Source organism: Paragemmobacter amnigenus (assembly GCF_009908265.2).
In the GTDB taxonomy this organism is placed as follows: domain Bacteria; phylum Pseudomonadota; class Alphaproteobacteria; order Rhodobacterales; family Rhodobacteraceae; genus Paragemmobacter; species Paragemmobacter amnigenus.
Genome location: NZ_JAAATX020000008.1, coordinates 151,119 through 168,215, shown reverse-complemented (window position 1 = coordinate 168,215; position 17,097 = coordinate 151,119). Strand labels below are relative to the sequence as shown.

15 protein-coding genes and 1 other RNA gene are annotated in these 17,097 nt (G+C 66.9%); 13 read left to right on the top strand and 3 right to left on the bottom strand.

From position 1 onward, the window contains the following. The first annotated feature begins 138 nt into the window (after positions 1–138). Positions 139–2,466, top strand: coding sequence for a Tex family protein (locus GU927_RS12745; protein WP_161762828.1), 2,328 nt, complete (start codon positions 139–141; stop codon positions 2,464–2,466). A gap of 169 nt (positions 2,467–2,635) precedes the next feature. Here GU927_RS12745 and tldD read toward each other — a convergent pair whose 3' ends face one another. Beyond that, on the bottom strand, positions 2,636–4,057 hold the full coding sequence (gene tldD, locus GU927_RS12740) for a metalloprotease TldD (RefSeq protein ID WP_161762827.1): 1,422 nt from the start codon (positions 4,055–4,057) through the stop codon (positions 2,636–2,638). A gap of 184 nt (positions 4,058–4,241) precedes the next feature. On the opposite strand from tldD, the gene coxB reads away from it, so the two are divergent. From coxB to GU927_RS12685, 11 genes are all read left to right on the top strand, one after another. Next, positions 4,242–5,132 (top strand): cytochrome c oxidase subunit II, encoded by an 891-nt coding sequence (gene coxB / locus GU927_RS12735; protein WP_394357673.1) that lies wholly within the window; start codon positions 4,242–4,244, stop codon positions 5,130–5,132. Positions 5,133–5,217: 85 nt separating this feature from the next. After that, entirely contained in the window at positions 5,218–6,150 is a 933-nt protein-coding gene (cyoE, locus tag GU927_RS12730; RefSeq protein ID WP_161762826.1) for a heme o synthase, read from the top strand. Beyond that, a complete protein-coding gene (locus tag GU927_RS12725) occupies positions 6,150–6,341 on the top strand; it encodes a hypothetical protein (RefSeq protein WP_161762825.1) in 192 nt (63 codons plus the stop codon). The genes cyoE and GU927_RS12725 overlap by 1 nt, the downstream gene beginning before the upstream one ends. Further along, positions 6,338–6,907, top strand: coding sequence for a cytochrome c oxidase assembly protein (locus tag GU927_RS12720; protein ID WP_161762824.1), 570 nt, complete (start codon positions 6,338–6,340; stop codon positions 6,905–6,907). The genes GU927_RS12725 and GU927_RS12720 overlap by 4 nt, the downstream gene beginning before the upstream one ends. A 22-nt stretch (positions 6,908–6,929) precedes the next feature. Beyond that, on the top strand, positions 6,930–7,730 hold the full coding sequence (locus GU927_RS12715) for a cytochrome c oxidase subunit 3 (RefSeq protein WP_161762823.1): 801 nt from the start codon (positions 6,930–6,932) through the stop codon (positions 7,728–7,730). Between the two features lie 108 nt (positions 7,731–7,838). Beyond that, positions 7,839–8,510 carry an SURF1 family protein gene (locus GU927_RS12710; protein WP_161762822.1) on the top strand — a complete coding sequence of 224 codons (672 nt, stop codon included), beginning with the start codon at positions 7,839–7,841 and terminating at the stop codon, positions 8,508–8,510. Positions 8,511–8,520: 10 nt separating this feature from the next. Continuing rightward, a complete protein-coding gene (gene thrC / locus GU927_RS12705) occupies positions 8,521–9,906 on the top strand; it encodes a threonine synthase (protein WP_161762887.1) in 1,386 nt (461 codons plus the stop codon). Beyond that, a complete protein-coding gene (locus tag GU927_RS12700) occupies positions 9,903–11,162 on the top strand; it encodes a M16 family metallopeptidase (protein ID WP_161762821.1) in 1,260 nt (419 codons plus the stop codon). The genes thrC and GU927_RS12700 overlap by 4 nt, the downstream gene beginning before the upstream one ends. After that, positions 11,162–11,746, top strand: coding sequence for a GNAT family N-acetyltransferase (locus tag GU927_RS12695; protein WP_161762820.1), 585 nt, complete (start codon positions 11,162–11,164; stop codon positions 11,744–11,746). Before GU927_RS12700 ends, GU927_RS12695 begins: the two co-directional genes overlap by 1 nt. Before the next feature lie 210 nt (positions 11,747–11,956). Continuing rightward, positions 11,957–12,748, top strand: coding sequence for an MBL fold metallo-hydrolase (locus GU927_RS12690; protein ID WP_161762886.1), 792 nt, complete (start codon positions 11,957–11,959; stop codon positions 12,746–12,748). A gap of 56 nt (positions 12,749–12,804) precedes the next feature. Continuing rightward, the gene (locus GU927_RS12685; RefSeq protein WP_161762819.1) at positions 12,805–14,208 is read left to right on the top strand and encodes an FAD-binding oxidoreductase; all 1,404 of its coding nucleotides are present in this window, start codon (positions 12,805–12,807) and stop codon (positions 14,206–14,208) included. A 142-nt stretch (positions 14,209–14,350) separates the two neighbouring features. Here GU927_RS12685 and ssrA read toward each other — a convergent pair. Together ssrA and GU927_RS12675 are read right to left on the bottom strand one after the other, a co-directional pair. Then, positions 14,351–14,706: a transfer-messenger RNA gene (ssrA, locus tag GU927_RS12680) on the bottom strand. A 60-nt stretch (positions 14,707–14,766) separates the two neighbouring features. Then, the gene (locus GU927_RS12675) at positions 14,767–15,819 is read right to left on the bottom strand and encodes an ABC transporter substrate-binding protein (protein ID WP_161762818.1); all 1,053 of its coding nucleotides are present in this window, start codon (positions 15,817–15,819) and stop codon (positions 14,767–14,769) included. A 251-nt stretch (positions 15,820–16,070) separates the two neighbouring features. Here GU927_RS12675 and GU927_RS12670 point away from each other — a divergent pair, with 251 nt between their 5' ends. Continuing rightward, on the top strand, positions 16,071–17,063 hold the full coding sequence (locus GU927_RS12670) for an MDR family oxidoreductase (RefSeq protein WP_161762817.1): 993 nt from the start codon (positions 16,071–16,073) through the stop codon (positions 17,061–17,063). Positions 17,064–17,097: the final 34 nt, after the last annotated feature.

The following is a 17,097-nucleotide window of genomic DNA, read 5'->3' as shown; positions in this document are numbered from 1 at the left end:
GGCGATACGCGACCAACCCGCCGCATCCGTGCGGGTTCCCCCGCGCGGGACGGGTGTGCGATCCGTGGCGGGCTTGGAACGGGCGGGAGGGGCGGTTATGGTCCGCTTTCCACAGCAGTGCCGAAGCCAAGGATACCCATGCAAGACGATAGCGCCCGCCGAATCCCCCAGATGATCGCCTCGGTGATCGCCGCCGAGATCGGAGCCACCCCCGCGCAGGTGGGCGCGGCCGTCGACCTGCTGGACGAGGGCGCGACGGTGCCCTTCGTCGCGCGCTACCGCAAGGAGGCGACGGGGGGGCTGGATGACACCCAGCTTCGCACGCTGGCGGATCGTCTGGCCTATCTGCGCGAGATGGAGACGCGTCGGGCGGCGATCCTGTCCTCGATCGAGGAACAGGGGAAGATGACGGATGTGCTGCGCGCCTCTCTCCTGAAAGCCGCGACGAAGGCGGAGCTCGAGGATATCTACCTGCCCTACAAGCCCAAGCGGCGCACCCGCGCGATGATCGCGCGGGAAAACGGGCTGGGACCGCTGGCCGAGGCGATTCTGGCCGACCGCGTGGCCGATCCGGCGGTTCTGGCGGCGGCCTATGTGACCGAGGCCGTGCCGGATGTGAAATCCGCGCTGGAGGGCGTGCGCGACATCGTGGCCGAGGGGCTGGCCGAGAATGCCGATCTGCTGGGGCGGCTCCGGTCGCATATGAAGCAGGTGGCGAAGCTGGTCGCGAAGGTCGTGGATGGCAAGGCGCAGGAGGGGGCGAAGTTTTCGGACTATTTCGACCATTCCGAGGCTTGGGCCACGGCACCCTCGCACCGCGTGCTGGCCATGCTGCGCGGGCGGAACGAGGGGGTGCTGACGCTGGATCTGGAGATCGACGCCGATGCGCCCAAGGGCGACAGTCCGGCCGAGCGCGCCTGCGGGGCGGCGCTGGGCACGGCGACGCAAGGGCCGGGCGACCGCTGGCTGCGCGAGGCGGCGGCCTGGGCGTGGCGGGTGAAGATCCGCACCTCGCTGACGCTGGACCTGATGGGCGAGATGCGCGAGCGGGCCGAGGAAGAGGCGATCCGCGTCTTTGCGCGGAACCTGAAGGACCTGCTGCTGGCCGCGCCTGCGGGGGGAAAGGCCACGATGGGGCTGGACCCCGGCATCCGGACGGGGGTGAAGGTGGCGGTGGTCGATGCCACGGGCAAGGTTCTGGCGACCGATACGGTCTATCCCTTCCAGCCCAAGAACGACCTGCGCGGCGCGCAGGTGGCGCTGGCGCAGCTGATCGGGAAGCACAAGGTGCAGCTCATCGCCATCGGCAACGGCACCGCCAGCCGCGAGACGGAGAAGATGGTGGCGGACCTGCTGGCCGTCCTGCCGGGGACCGAGAAGCCCGTGAAGGTGATCGTGAGCGAGGCGGGCGCGTCGGTCTATTCGGCCTCGGAGCTTGCCGCGCGGGAGTTCCCCGATCTGGACGTGTCCCTGCGCGGCGCGGTCAGCATCGCGCGGCGGTTGCAGGACCCGCTGGCAGAGCTTGTGAAGATCGAGCCGAAGTCGATCGGCGTGGGGCAATACCAGCATGACGTGGACCAGCACCGTCTGGGCCGGTCGCTGGAAGCGGTGGTGGAAGATGCGGTGAACGCGGTGGGGGTGGATCTGAACACCGCCTCGGCCCCGCTCTTGGCGCGGGTGTCGGGGGTGGGGCCGTCGCTGGCCGATGCCATTGTCGCGCATCGCGACCAGAACGGGCCCTTCCGCACGCGGCGCGACCTGCTGAAGGTGGCGCGGCTGGGGCCAAAGGCCTTTGAACAGGCGGCGGGGTTCCTGCGGATTCCGGACGGGGCAGAGCCGCTGGATGCCTCTTCCGTCCACCCCGAGGCCTATGACGTGGCGCGCCGGATCGTGGCGGCCTGCGGGCGGGATATCCGGAGCCTGATGGGGGATGCGGCGGCGCTGAAGCAGGTGGACCCGCGTGCCTTTGTCGATGCGCGTTTCGGTCTGCCCACGGTGAAGGACATTCTGGCCGAACTGGAAAAGCCCGGCCGCGACCCGCGCCCGTCCTTCCGGACCGCGACATTCACCGAGGGTGTGAACGAGATTTCGGACCTGAAGCCCGGCATGATGCTGGAAGGCACCGTGACCAACGTCGCGGCCTTCGGGGCCTTTGTCGATATCGGGGTGCATCAGGACGGGCTGGTCCATGTCAGCCAGTTGGCCGACCGTTTCGTCAAGGACCCGCATGAGGTGGTAAAGGCGGGCGATGTGGTGAAGGTGCGCGTGGTCGAGGTGGACGCGGCAAGGAAGCGGATCGGTCTGACGATGCGGTCCGACTCCGGTCAGGCGCGCGAACAGGCGCGCGAACGTGGGCCGTCCGCACCGAAGGGCCAGCCGCCGCGCGGGCCGATGTCCTCGGCCCCGAAGGCGGGGGGCGGGGGGAATGCCTTTGCCGATGCGCTGAAGGGGAAGTTCAACCGCTGACGGCGCGGGTGGCGGGCGGGGCAGGGGGGCTTTGCACCCCCCCGCAGGATATCGGGCAGAGAAGAAAGCCGGAGCAGGGCAGATGCCCCCTCTTCTCTGCGGAAATATCCTCGGGGGGTGAGGCGCCCTGCGCCAAGGGGGGCAGAAGGCCCCCCTTCGGCGCGACGGTTCAGGTGGCCGAGCCACCCACGGTGAGCCCGCCGATCAGCAGCGTGGGCTGGCCCACACCCACGGGCACCCATTGCCCCGCCTTGCCGCAATTGCCGATGCCAGGGTCGAGCTTCAGGTCGTTGCCGATGGCGCGGATGCCCTTGAGCGCGGTCGCCCCGTCGCCGATCAGCGTGGCACCCTTGACCGGCGCGCCGATCTTGCCGTTCCGGACGCGGTAGGCCTCGGTGCAGGAAAAGACGAACTTGCCGTTGGTGATGTCCACCTGACCGCCGCCGAAGCCCACGGCATAGATGCCGTCCTTCAGGTCGGCAAGGATCGCCGCCGGATCGTCCTTGCCCGCCAGCATGTAGGTGTTGGTCATCCGCGGCATCGGGATATGCGCGAAACTCTCGCGCCGACCGTTGCCCGTGGGGGCCACGCCCATCAGGCGGGCGTTCTGGCGGTCCTGCATGTAGCCCACGAGGATGCCGTCCTCGATCAGCACGTTCTTCCCCGAGGGCGTGCCCTCGTCATCCACGCTGATCGAGCCGCGCCGGTCGGGGATCGTGCCGTCATCCAGCACGGTGACGCCCGGCGCCGCGATGCGCTGGCCCATGAGCCCCGCGAAGGCCGAGGTTTCCTTGCGGTTGAAGTCACCCTCCAGCCCGTGGCCGATCGCCTCGTGCAGCAGGATGCCGGGCCAGCCGGGGCCGAGGACCACGTCCATCACGCCCGCCGGTGCGGGTTCTGCGTCGAGATTGACGAGTGCGATCCGCAGTGCCTCGGCCACCATGGGCTGCCAGTGGTCGCGCGCCATCAGGCGGGCAAGGCCGAAGCGGCCGCCGCCACCCATGCCGCCGCTTTCGCGCCGGCCGTCCTGTTCGACGATCACCGACACGTTCAGCCGCGCCATCGGGCGGATGTCGGACAGGCGCAGGCCTTCGGGGCGGAGGATTTCCACCTCTTGCAGGCCGGCCGAGAGGGTGGCCGACACCTGCACCACGCGGGGGTCGAGGCCGCGGGCATAGGCGTCGATCTCGCGCAGGAGGTCGATCTTCACGGGGAAGGCGGCGTCGGCCATCGGGTCGGCATCGCCATAGAGGCGGCGGTTGGTGCCCAGCGGCGCGGGGGCCATCACCCCGCCGCCGTCGCCCACCGCCAGACGCGCGGTTTCCGAGGCCCGGCGCAGGGCGCGTTCCGAGATTTCGGTGGAATGGGCATAGCCCGCCACCTCGCCCCGCACGGCGCGCAGGCCAAAGCCTTCGGAAGCATCGTAGGAGGCTGTCTTGATGCGCCCGTCATCCAGAACGATCGCCTCGGACCGGCGGCGTTCGAGGAAGAGTTCGCCGTCATCCGCCCCCGCCGTCGCCGCGCGCAGGATGGCGAGCGCGGATGCCTCGTCCAGCGCCGTCTCGAAGGGACGGAAGGGTGCCTCGGTCATGGGGGGTGTCCTTGATCTGTGTCAAATGGCGCGCTTTTGCCGCAACGGTTTGGCTTGCCGCGCAGCCCCTAATATGGTTTCAAGCGGTCGGGAAACAACGGGATTCTGCGTGGCTGCCGGTTGCGGGCGAGACGTGGAAGAAAAAGCAGCGGCCCAAGGCCGCGCACTCGAACGGGAATAGAACATGCGTTTTCTGAGCTCTTTCAACGCTGTGGCCGCGGCTGGCGTCGGCATGGTTTCGTCCGGCGCGGCCTTCGCGCAGGGGCTGGAAGTCGTGGGGCAGCCGCTGCCCAAGGAAATGGGTTTCCAGCCGGCCGCCACGGAACTGGCGCGCGACCTTCAGGGGCTGGACCACATGATCCTGATCATCATCACGGTGATCACGATCTTCGTCACCGCCCTGCTCATCTGGGTGATGATCCGCTACAACCAGCGCGCCAACAAGACGCCGGCGACCTTCACCCATAACTCGCCGCTGGAAGTGGCATGGACGGTCGTCCCGATCCTGATCCTTGTGTTCATCGGTGCCTTCTCGCTGCCGGTGCTGTTCAAGCAGCAGGAGATTCCGGTGGCGGATGTCACCATCAAGGTGACGGGCAACCAGTGGTACTGGTCCTATGAATACACCGATAACGGCGTGACCGAAGCCGCCGATGCCGCGCCCATCGCCTTTGACAGCTTCATGCTGCCCAAGGAAGAACTGGCCGCGCATGGCTACGACGAAAGCCAGTACCTGCTGGCCACCGATACCGCCGTGGTTGTGCCCGTTGGCAAGACCATCGTGATGAACGTGACGGCGGCGGACGTGATCCATTCGTGGAAGATTCCGGCCTTCGGCGTGATGCAGGACGGCGTGCCGGGCCGCATCGCCCATCTGTGGTTCAAGGCCGAGCGCGAGGGCATCTATTTCGGCCAGTGCTCGGAACTTTGCGGCAAGGACCACGCCTATATGCCGATCACCGTGAAGGTCGTGTCCGAAGAGGTCTATGCGGCATGGGTTGCCAAGGCGGAAGCGGGCGATGTCATGCTGTCGGATGCCGATCTGGCGGCGCCGGTGACGCTGGCCTCGAACTGATCGCCGCGCCCCGTCCGGGGGCGGCGTGGCAGGGATGGCCCCGGTGGACCGGGGCCTTTTCCCCACCGGAAGGATGGACAAGGTCATGAGCGATATCCGCGCCTACGAGCAGCCGGGAGAGGCGGGTTTCGGCGATTACGTGCAGCTTCTGAAGCCGCGCGTGATGTCGCTGGTCGTCTTTACCGCGCTGGTGGGTCTGCTGGTGGCGCCCGTCGGCGTGCATCCGGTCATCGCCTTTGCCTCGATCCTGTTCGTCGCGCTGGGCGCGGGGGCGTCGGGCGCGCTGAACATGTGGTGGGATGCCGATATCGACGCTGTGATGCGCCGGACCAAGGGCCGCCCCGTGCCCGCGGGCAAGGTCACGGCGGGCGAGGCGCTGGCGGTGGGCCTTGGCCTGTCGGGCATCGCGGTGGTGATGCTGGGTCTGGCGGCGAACTGGCTGTCGGCGGGGCTGCTGGCATTCACCATCTTCTTCTATGCCGTGGTCTATTCGATGTGGCTGAAGCGGTCGACGCCGCAGAACATCGTGATCGGCGGCGCGGCGGGGGCTTTCCCGCCCATGATCGGCTGGGCCTGCGCGACGGGCACCGTGTCGATCGAGAGCGTGCTGATGTTCGCGCTGATCTTCATGTGGACGCCGCCGCATTTCTGGGCGCTGGCGCTGTTCATGAAGGATGACTATTCCAATGCGGGCGTGCCGATGCTGACCGTCACGCACGGGCGCCGGTCCACCCGCAACCACATCCTCGTCTACACGATCCTGCTGGCCCCCGTGGCCGTGGGCGCGGCCTTCACCTCGATCGGCGGGCCGATCTATCTGGCGGCTGCCGTCGCGCTGAACGCGTGGTTCCTTGTGGGGGCGTGGCGCATCTGGAAGCGCCACGAGGATGCGGCCGAGGCGGACAATTACGCGGTCGAGAAATCGGTCTTCCGCTTCTCGCTTTACTATCTTTTCCTGCATTTCGGGGCCTTCCTCGCGGAAGCCGCGCTGAAGCCCTATGGCATGGGGGGGTGGTGATGGCCTTCCCGCCCGAGCATGAAATCCACAAGCGCCGCCTCGGGCGCAATGTCGGCGTGGCGGTGACGCTGGGCCTGTTCATCCTGCTGGTCTTCGCGCTGACCGTGGTGAAGGTCACGCGCGGCGAGCCGATGCAGGCCTTCGACCACAGCGTCCGTCCCGAGATGGCCGAACCGGAGGAGGGGCAATGAAATCGCAGAACAAGACTGCCGTCTATCTGGTGGGTGTCGTCGTGACCATGGCGTCGCTGTCCTTTGCCGCCGTGCCCTTCTACGACTGGTTCTGCCGCGTCACGGGCTTTGGCGGCACGACTGGCGTGGCCGAGGTTGCGCCCGATACCATCCTTGACCAGACCGTGGTGGTGAAGTTCGACGCCTCGACCGAGCGGGGGATGCCGTGGGAATTCCGCCCCGTGCAGCGCGAGATGACGGTGCGGATCGGCGAGAATGCCATCGCCTTCTACGAGGCCTATAACCCGACCGACAAGCCGGTGGCGGGCACGGCGAGCTATAACGTCGCGCCCGATGCGGCTGGCGGCTATTTCGCCAAGATCGCCTGTTTCTGCTTTACCGAGCAGGTGCTGCAACCCGGCGAGCGGGTCGAGATGCCGGTGTCCTTCTTCGTGGACCCTGCCATCGTCACCGACCCCGAAGGCAAATTCGTGAAGGAGATCACGCTCTCCTACACCTTTTACGAACAACCCCTTCCCGAGGAACAGGCCGCGCTTGCCGTGCCTGCGGGCGAGGCGGTAAACTGACAAGAAACGCGAGGGAACCGGAATGGCACACGCCAAGAACCACGATTACCACATCCTGCCGCCGTCGATCTGGCCCTTTCTGGGGGCGGTGACTGCCTTTGTCATGCTGTTCGGTGCCGTGCTGTGGATGCATGGCAACGGCCCGTGGCTGGGTCTGATCGGCCTTGTCGGCGTGCTTTATGTCATGTTCGGCTGGTGGGCGGATGTGGTGAAGGAAAGCCAGGTGGGCGACCACACGCCGGTGGTCCGCATCGGCCTGCGCTATGGCTTCATCATGTTCATCATGTCTGAAGTGATGTTCTTCGCGGCGTGGTTCTGGTCCTTCTTCAAGCATGCGCTCTATCCGATGGGCCCCGACAGCCCCGCGATCGACGGCGTCTGGCCGCCGGCCGGGATCGAGACCTTCGATCCCTGGCACCTGCCGCTCATCAACACGCTGATCCTGCTCTGCTCGGGCGCCGCCGCCACCTGGGCACACCATGCGCTGGTGCACGAGAACAACCGCAAGGATCTGGTGAACGGGCTGATCCTTGCCATCGTCCTCGGGGTGATCTTCACCGGCTTCCAGGCCTATGAATACAGCCATGCCGCCTTCGGTTTCGCGGGCAACATCTACGGCGCCAACTTCTTCATGGCGACGGGCTTCCATGGCTTCCACGTCATCATCGGGACGATCTTCCTGACCGTCTGCCTGATCCGCGCGCTGAAAGGCCATTTCACCCCCGAGAAGCATATCGGGTTCGAGGCCGCCGCCTGGTACTGGCACTTTGTCGACGTGGTCTGGCTGTTCCTCTTTGCTTCGATCTACGTCTGGGGTCGCTGACCCCTGCGCTGATCGGAGAGAGGGGGGCGGCGCCCCGCCCCCCTGAACCTTGCGGGAAGGCGCGGACCCCTTCGGGTGCGCGCCTTTCCTTTTGACCGGAGGACGAGAATGACGCGTCGCATGATCTTTCCGCTGCTGGTCGGCCTCTTGGGCGGGGCGATCCTGATCTCGCTCGGGGTCTGGCAGATGCAGCGTCTGGCGTGGAAAGAGGGCGTGCTGGCCGAGATCGCGGCGCGCATCGCGGATGCGCCGGTGGCTTTGCCTGCGACGGTGGATCCTGTGGCCGACCGCTATATGCCGGTGACGGCGACGGGGCGGTTCACGGGGGAACATGCGGATATTCTGGTCAGCCGCAAGCAGATCGGCGCGGGTGTGCGCGTGGTCGAGGTCTTCGAGACGGCGGATGGCCGCCGCGTGCTGGTGGATCGCGGGTTCCTGACCGATGACGACCGCGCCAAGCCGCGCGAGTCGGGACCGGCGACGGTGGAGGGCAACCTGCATTGGCCCGAAGAGACAGACGGTTTCACCCCGCCGCCCGATCCCAAGACGGGGCTGTGGTTCGCCCGCGATGTTGCGGCCCTGTCGGCCGCGCTGGAGACGGAGGCGACATTTATTGTCGCCCGCAAGCCAACCGGTGGCGCGATCGAGCCGATGCCGGTGGATACATCGGGTATTCCGAATGACCATATGAACTACGCCATCACGTGGTTTTCGCTGGCCGCCGTCTGGCTGGGGATGACAGCGTATCTTCTGTGGCGTATCAGGCAGCGGACGGTTTGAAGGCATGAGCATGAACTATATCTCCACCCGTGGCGCGGCCCCCGTTCTGAGCTTTGGCGAGGCGATGATGACGGGCCTTGCCCGTGACGGCGGGCTTTACGTCCCCGAGGCCGTGCCGGTGATGGGCAAGGACGAGATCGCCGCTCTGGCGGGGCAGTCTTACGAGGAGATCGCCTTCCGCGTGATGCGTCCCTATCTGGGCGGCACCTTCACCGATGACGAATTCCGGGGTCTGATCGCCAAGGCCTATGCCGGTTTCGGCCATGCCGCCCGCGCGCCCTTGGTGCAACTGGGCCCCAACCACTTCTTGCTGGAGCTGTTCCACGGGCCGACGCTGGCCTTCAAGGACTTTGCCATGCAGCTCATCGGGCAGATGATGCAGGCGGCGCTGGTGAAATCGGGCGAGCGGATCACCATCGTGGGGGCCACCAGCGGTGACACCGGATCGGCCGCGATGGAGGCGTTCCGCGGGCTCGCGAATGTGGATGTGTTCATCCTGTTCCCGCATGGCCGCGTGTCCGAGGTGCAGCGCCGCCAGATGACCACGCCCTCCGAGGCGAATGTGCACGCCCTCGCCGTCGACGGCGATTTCGACGATTGTCAGGCCCGCGTGAAGGACATGTTCAACGACTTTGCTTTCCGCGACGGCGTGCGGCTGGCGGGCGTGAATTCGATCAACTGGGCGCGGGTTCTGGCGCAGGTGGTCTATTACTTCTCGGCCGCCGTCAGCCTTGGCGCGCCGCATCGCGCGGTCAGCTTCACCGTGCCCACGGGCAATTTTGGTGACATCTTCGCGGGGTATATCGCGCGGCGGATGGGTTTGCCGATCGAGAAGCTGGTGATCGCCACCAACCAGAACGACATTCTGGATCGGGCGATGAAGTCGGGGGCCTACAGGACCGATGGCGTGCGTCCGTCGATCAGCCCGTCGATGGACATTCAGGTGTCGTCCAATTTCGAGCGCGCGCTGTTCGATGCCTATGGCCGCGACGGGGCCGCCGTGGCGCAGTTGATGGCAGAGCTGAAGGCGGGCGGATTTGCCATCTCGCAAGGCGCGCTTGAGATGCTGCGCGCCACCTTCGCCTCGGGCCGCTGTTCCGAGGAAGAGACGGTCGCCACGATCCGTGCCACCCACGCCGCGACGGGCGAGGTGCTGTGTCCCCATTCCGCCGTGGGCGTGAAGGTGGCCGAAGAAAACCTTGGCGTGGCGCCCATGGTGACGCTGGCCACGGCGCATCCGGCGAAATTCCCCGATGCGGTGGAAGGGGCGATGGGCACGCGGCCTGCGCTGCCCGCCCGCATGGCGGACCTCTTTGACCGGCCCGAACGCATGACCCGCGTTGCCAATGATCTGGCCGCCCTGCAGGCCATCGTCCGCGAAAGGATCGCGCGTTGAGCCTGAAGATCACCACGCTTTCCAACGGTTTCCGCATCGTGACGGAGCACATGCCGGGGCTTCTGTCGGCCTCGGCGGGCATCTGGGTTACGGCGGGCGGGCGGCATGAGCGGGCCGAGCAGAACGGGATTGCCCATTTCCTTGAACACATGGCCTTCAAGGGGACCGAGAAGCGCAGTGCCCTGCGGATCGCGGAAGAGATCGAGGATGTGGGGGGCTATATCAACGCCTATACCAGCCGCGAGATGACGGCCTATTACGCCCGCATCCTGTCGCCCGATGTGGCGCTGGCGCTGGACGTGATCTCGGACATCGTGCTGAACCCCGTCTTTGATCCGAAAGAGATCGAGACGGAGCGCCATGTGATCCTGCAGGAAATCGGGCAGGCGCTGGATACGCCCGATGACATCATCTTCGACTGGTTGCAGGAAGTCAGCTATCCCGACCAGCCCTTCGGCCGCACGATCCTTGGGCCCGCCGAGCGGGTGTCCTCCTTCGGTCGCGACGACCTGCGCCGCTTTGTGGGCGAGCATTACGGGCCGGACCAGATGATCCTTGCCGCGGCGGGCGGGGTGGACCATGACGCCATCGTCGCGCAGGCCGAGGGCATCTTCGGTCATCTGAAACCGGTGGGGAACCCGACGTTGCAACCGGCCCGTTTCGCGGGCGGAGAACGCCGTGAAGTCAAGGACCTGGAGCAGGTGCATTTCGCGCTGGCCTTCGAGGGGCCGGGCTATCGCGCGCCGGATGTCTATGCCGCGCAGGTCTATGCGACGGCGATGGGGGGCGGCATGTCCTCGCGCCTGTTCCAGAAGGTCCGCGAAGAGCGGGGGCTGTGCTATTCCATCTTCGCGCAGAGCGGGGCCTATGAGGATACGGGGCAGATCACCGTCTATGCCGGAACGTCCGAGGAGGAGATCGGCGATCTGGTCGGGCTGACCATGGACGAGTTGAAGCGCGCCGCCGAGGATATGACCGAGGCCGAGGTGAACCGCGCCCGCGCGCAGTTGAAGGCGGGGCTTCTGATGGGGCTGGAGAGCCCGTCAAGCCGGGCCGAGCGCAATGCGCGGCTGCTGGCGATCTGGGATCGCGTGCCGGGGGTCGAGGAGACGGTGGCGAAGATCGACGCGGTTTCCGTAGGTGATGTAAGGACTTATGCCGAGGGGCTGGTCGGCGCGAAGGCGGCGATGGCGCTGTATGGGCCGGTGGGCGATGCCCCCGATCTGGAGGCGGTCAAGGCAAGGCTGGCGGCCTGATGCTGACGCTGCGCCGCAAGGTTCGGATCGAGACCGAGCGGATGTCGCTGCGCCTGCCGCAGCATGGCGACTGGAAGGCATGGGCCGCGCTGCGCGAGGAAAGTGCCGATTTTCTGGTACCTTGGGAGCCGGTCTGGGCCGGTGACCACCTGACGCGGCGGGCTTTTACCAATCGCGTCTACTGGGCATCGCGGGCCGAGGCGCAGGGGACGGCTTTGCCTTTGCTGCTGATCCGGCGGGAGGATCAGGCGTTGCTGGGGGCGATCACGCTGGACAACATCCGGCGGGGGCCTTCGCAGTCGGGCACGCTAGGCTATTGGATTGGCGAGAGATTTTCGCGCCGCGGCTATATGCGCGAGGCGATTCTGGCGGTTGTCCACCATGCCTTTGCCGTGATGGACCTGAGCCGGATCGAGGCGGCCTGTCTGCCCGAGAATGCGGCATCGCGGGGCGTGCTGGAGAAGTGCGGGTTCAAGTACGAGGGCGTCGCGCAAAGCTATCTGCAGATCGCGGGGCGCTGGCGGAATCATGTGCTTTATGCGGCACTTAGGACCGACCGGCGCGGCCGGACGGATGTGGGCTGAGCGCCCATTTTCCCCATCGTTGACGAAAGCGTGAAGCGGCGCGGGCCTTGCCGCGTGGCAGGCTGCTGCATCTTTTCCCAAGATGCCGGAAGGGAGACAGCGATGATGCCGGAACCTGTGCCGATGGTTGTGCCGCAAACTGTACATACGCGCGGCGCCGGAACGAAGCCTTCACGTCTGGTCGCGGCGGGGGCGGTTGTCGCCGGACTCATGGTCTGGGCATCCGGACCGATGCCCGCCGCTGCGCAGGAGCGGATCGCGTCGAACTGCTTTGCGCTGGCGCAGGGCGGGGCGGAGCGGGTCTGGCACGCCGCGATCGGGGAGCCGCTGGACGAGGCGCATGTCCGCATCCGCTATCTGGCCCATGCCAGTTTCGCCATCGAGGCGCAGGGGGGCACGCTGGCGGTGACGGATTACACGGGCTTCATCGGCAATCCGGATGTGGTGCCGGATGTGGTGACGATGAACAACGCCCATTCCACGCATTGGACGTCGAACCCCGACCCGCGCATCCCGCATGTCCTTGCCGGCTGGCCCGAGAATGGCGCGCCGGCCTTTCACGAGCTGGATCTGGGGGCGATGCTGGTCAGGAACGTGACCACCGACACGCGCGGGCCGTTCGGCGAGGGGGCGCGGGCGGATGGCAATTCGATCTTTGTCTTCGAGGCGGGGGGGCTGTGCATCGGGCATCTGGGGCATCTGCACCAGATCCCCGACGATGCCCAATATGCCGCGATCGGGCGGCTGGATGTGGTGATGGTGCCCGTCGATGGCGGCTATACGATGAGCACCGCGGCGATGGGCGAGGTGGTGAGCCGCCTGCGCGCCTCGGTCGTCATTCCGATGCACTGGTTTTCGGGGGCCTCGCTGGAGACGTTCCTTGCCGAGATGGAGGGGACGTTTCAGGTAGTCGAGGTGGGCGGGCCGGATCTGATGCTGTCGCAGCAGGATCTGCCCGGAAGCCCGACGATCATGGTGCTGGAGCCGGAATATATCCCCTGAGGGACTTTTGAAACCATGGGCGCTGGGGTAGGACGGCGGGGAAGGAGTGCCTGCCGATGCTGAACCCTGCCGATGCCGCCTTTGCCGCCACGCTTGCCGCGCTGCTGCCCGGGGGGGCGGTGCGCGCGCCCGAGCCGCGCTATCTGGAAGAGCCGCGCGGGCGGTGGCGGGGGCAGGGGGGCGTGCTGGTCCTGCCGCGGTCGGTGGCCGAGGTGCAGGCGGTGGTGCGGGCCTGTGCAGAGGCGCGGGTGGGGATCGTGCCATGGGGCGGCGGGACGGGGCTGGTGGGCGGGCAGGTCCTGCCCGATGGCCCCGCGCCGGTGATCCTGTCGCTGGAGCGGATGGCGGCGGTGCGCCATGTCTGGCCCGGGGAGAACGCGCTGGAGGTCGAGGCGGGCGCGACGCTGGCCGCGGTGCAGGAGGCGGCGGCGGGGGCGGGGCGGCTGTTTCCGCTGTCGCTGGCATCCGAGGGGACGGCGCGGATTGGGGGGGTGCTGGCCACCAATGCGGGGGGGATCGGCGTGCTGCGCTATGGCAATGCGCGCGACCTGTGTCTGGGGGTCGAGGCGGTGCTGGCCGACGGGTCGGTGATCGGGGGGCTGAAGCGGCTGCGCAAGGACAATACGGGGTATGACCTGCGGAATTTGCTGATCGGGGCCGAGGGGAGCCTTGGCATCATCACGGCGGCCACGCTGCGGATGGTGCCGCGACCGGCGGTGAATGTGACGGCGATGCTGGTGGTGGAAAGCCCGGCGGCGGCGCTGCGGCTGCTGACGATGTGCCAGGGGCGGGTGCCGGGGATGGTGTCGGCCTTCGAACTGATCAAGCGGACGGGGTTCGAGTTTCTGGCGGCAAAGATGCCCGAGGTGGGCTGTCCCTTCCCTGTGGCGCCGGATTGGTGCGTCTTGCTGGAACTGGGCCTGCCGTCGGTCTTTGACGCGGAAGAGGTGATGGCGGGGCTTTATGCCGAGGCGGACGAGGCGGGGCTGGTGCAGGACGGGGTGATCGCCGCCTCCGAGGCGCAGCGGCAGGGGCTGTGGCGGATACGCGAGTCGATCCCCGAGGCGAACCGTCTGGTGGGGGCGGTGTCGTCGCATGACATCTCGCTGCCCCTGTCGGCGGTGCCGGAATTCATCGCGCGGGCCGATGCGGCGCTGGCGGGGATGGGGGCGGTCCGTGTGAACTGTTTTGGCCATCTGGGCGACGGGAACCTGCATTACAACGTCTTTCCCGCCGAGGGGCGCGACAAGGCGGGATATGACGCGGCGGCCGTGATGGCCTGCGTGCATGATCTGGTGGATGCCATGGGCGGATCGGTCAGCGCCGAGCACGGGGTGGGGCGGCTGAAGGTGGGCGATCTGGAACGCTATGGCGATGCGGGCAAGCTGGCCGCGATGCGGGCGGTGAAGGCGGCGCTGGACCCGCTGGGGATCATGAACCCGGGGGCGGTGCTGCGGTAGGGCTGCGGTAGGGCGGAATTTGACGCAAATTCCGCGCCGTTTTCTGGCGCAGAAAACGGAGGTGAGGGTGGGGACACGGAATTTGCGCCAAATTCCGGTGCGTTTTCTGCGTCGGAAAACGCTTTTGCGCATGAGGGGGGAAAGTGCAGGTTTCTGTTGCCAGGTACCTGCGAACCCCGCCTTACGCGGCTAAGCGCAAGGACTTAGATTTGGTATTGCGAGCTGCTTACGCAGCCAGCGCCACCGGAGCACGGTTGTCATTGGCAACTGTGATCTTGGACCGATAACGGTGGTACCTCACCGAGCGAAAGCTGGCCTCTTTGAACGTTCGTCGATCCTGTTTCGGCCCCTTACCCCCGCAATGACCGGGATGTTTGGTGGAGCCGCCGGGTACCGCCCCCGGGTCCGAGCCGTCTATTACAGGTGCGTTTATCGCCATAGTCAGGGTTGCCCCTGACAGGTGGGAATATAGGGGGCGGGTCGGGCGGGCGCAAGCGGGGCGAGTGGAAAAGGGCGCCCGTTGCGGGGCGCCCTGTCCGGTTGGCGTTGGGGTCGGGATCAGAAGCCCGCCTTGATGTTCTCGAACTCCTGAATCATTTTCTCGCGGAATTCGGCGGTGACGGGGGTCTGCGGCAGGAGCGTGCCCTGCACCTCGTCGACATAGGCGGCCTTCAGGGTTTCGGCGGGGATTTCGGCCATGGCGGCCGAGTTGGAATGGGCATAGCCCAGTTCCTCGAGGAAGTAGTTGGCCGAGGCGTGCGACAGGACCGAGTTGATGAAGTCATAGGCGCGCTCTTCCTCGCCCGGGCCGTCCTTCATGTTGACGAAGCCGCAGAACCAGGTGGTGGAGCCTTCCTTGGGCGTGCGGTTGAAGCCGACGGGGAATTCCTCGGCCTTGAGCAGGGCCACGCCGTCGTTCCACGACCAGGACACCAGCACCTCGCCCGTGGCCATGAGCTGCGAGAGTTCGGCGGGGTCGGCCCAGTAGGCGCGGACATTGGGGTGGACCTGGCGCAGCCAGTCGGCGGCGGCCTGGAACTGTTCGTCGGTGACGTTGTCCCAGCTTGTCACGCCGGTGGCGAGGAAGGCGAGCGACCAGACGTCGTCCGAGCTGTCGGGCAGCGAGATGCGGCCTGCGTATTTCGGGTCGGTGAAGACCTGGAGGGTCGAAACGTCGGCCTCGGGCACCTCGGTCGTGTTGTAGGCGATGGCGGTGTAGGCGTAGTCGGTCGGGATGAACCAGACGCCGCCGTCATCCTTGACCACAGAGGAGGAGAGGAGGGTGGGGTTCAGGTTGGCGAATTCCGGGATTTTCGAGGTGTCCCACGGTTCGATCAGCCCGGCATCGCGGTAGCGCGGCAGGCTGGCGACGCAGGGGTGGGTCACGTCGGACTTGAAGCCGGAGGAAACCTTCTGGAACGCCTCGTCATCGTCGGCGAAGAAGGAATAGGTGGGCTTCTCGCCGTGCTTGGCGACGTAGTCGGTCAGGATGCCGTCGATCTCCCATCCGGCCCAGTCGAAGACGACCATCTTGGGGTCGGCGGCATGGGCGGTTCCTGTCAGGGCGACGAGTGTTGCGGCGGTCGCAAGCAGGCTGGCGGGACGGTTCATCGGGGCTCCTCTCCTGTTATGGGGAACGGCCTTGTCCGGTCGGGATCGGGCCGAAAGACGCGGGTGACGTTTGTTTCGCACTGGCACCACCACAAGCGCATGCTGCAAGATGCGACTGATGCGGCGGGAAGCAAGGTGTTCTGCCGCTTGACGCAGGGGAATTTTGCAAAAAATTGCCCAAATACGAGGCAAAGGCGGCCGCAGCGCGTCGAAGCGGGGCAGGTCGGGAAGCGCAAGGGAAGGAAGCGGGCATGTTCAGGGCGTTGGTGGTCGAGAAGGACGCGGAGGGAAAGACGCGGGCCGGGGTGCAGGAGCTGGACGATTCGCGGCTGCCCGCGGGGGGCGATGTGACGGTGGCGGTCGAGTGGTCGACGCTGAACTACAAGGACGGGCTGTGCATGGGGTCGGGCGGCGGCATGGTGCGGGTCTGGCCGCATGTGCCGGGAATCGACTTTGCCGGAACGGTCGAGGCGTCGGACGATCCGCGCTATCGGGCGGGCGACCGCGTGGTGCTGACGGGCTGGCGCGTGGGCGAAAGCTGGTGGGGCGGCTTTGCCGAGAAGGCGCGGGTCAAGGCGGATTGGCTGGTGCCGCTGCCTGACGGGCTGACGACGCGTCAGGCGATGGCGGTGGGGACGGCAGGGTTCACGGCGATGCTGTCGGTCATGGCGCTGGAGGCGCATGGATTGGTGCCGGAGCTGGGCGAGGTGCTGGTGACGGGGGCGGCGGGCGGCGTGGGGTCGGTCGCGGTGGCGCTGCTGGCCGGGCGGGGCTATCAGGTTGCCGCCGTGACGGGGCGGCCCGAGACGGAGGCCTATCTGCGCGGCCTTGGCGCGTCGCGGATCGTGCCGCGCGCCGATCTGGCCGAGACGGTGGCGAAGCCGCTGGAATCCGAGGTCTGGGCAGGCTGCATCGACAATGTGGGCGGGCCGATGCTGGCGCGCGTGCTGGGGCAGATGAAGGCGGATTGTTCGGTCGCGTCGGTCGGGCTGGCGGGGGGGGCGGACCTGCCCGCGAAGGTGACGCCCTTCATCCTGCGGGGGGTGAACCTTCTGGGGATCAATTCGGTGATGGTGCCCTATGCCAAGCGGGTGGAGGCGTGGGAGCGGATCGCGGCGGAGCTGCCGATGGGCAAGCTGGAGGCGATGGTGCAGGAGTGCGGGCTGGGCGACCTGCCGGAGCTGGGGCGGGCGATCCTGAAGGGCGGCGTGCAGGGGCGCGTCGTGGTGGATGTGCGGCGGTAGGGGTAAGGTCCGGTTTTTCTCCGTTGCGCAACGG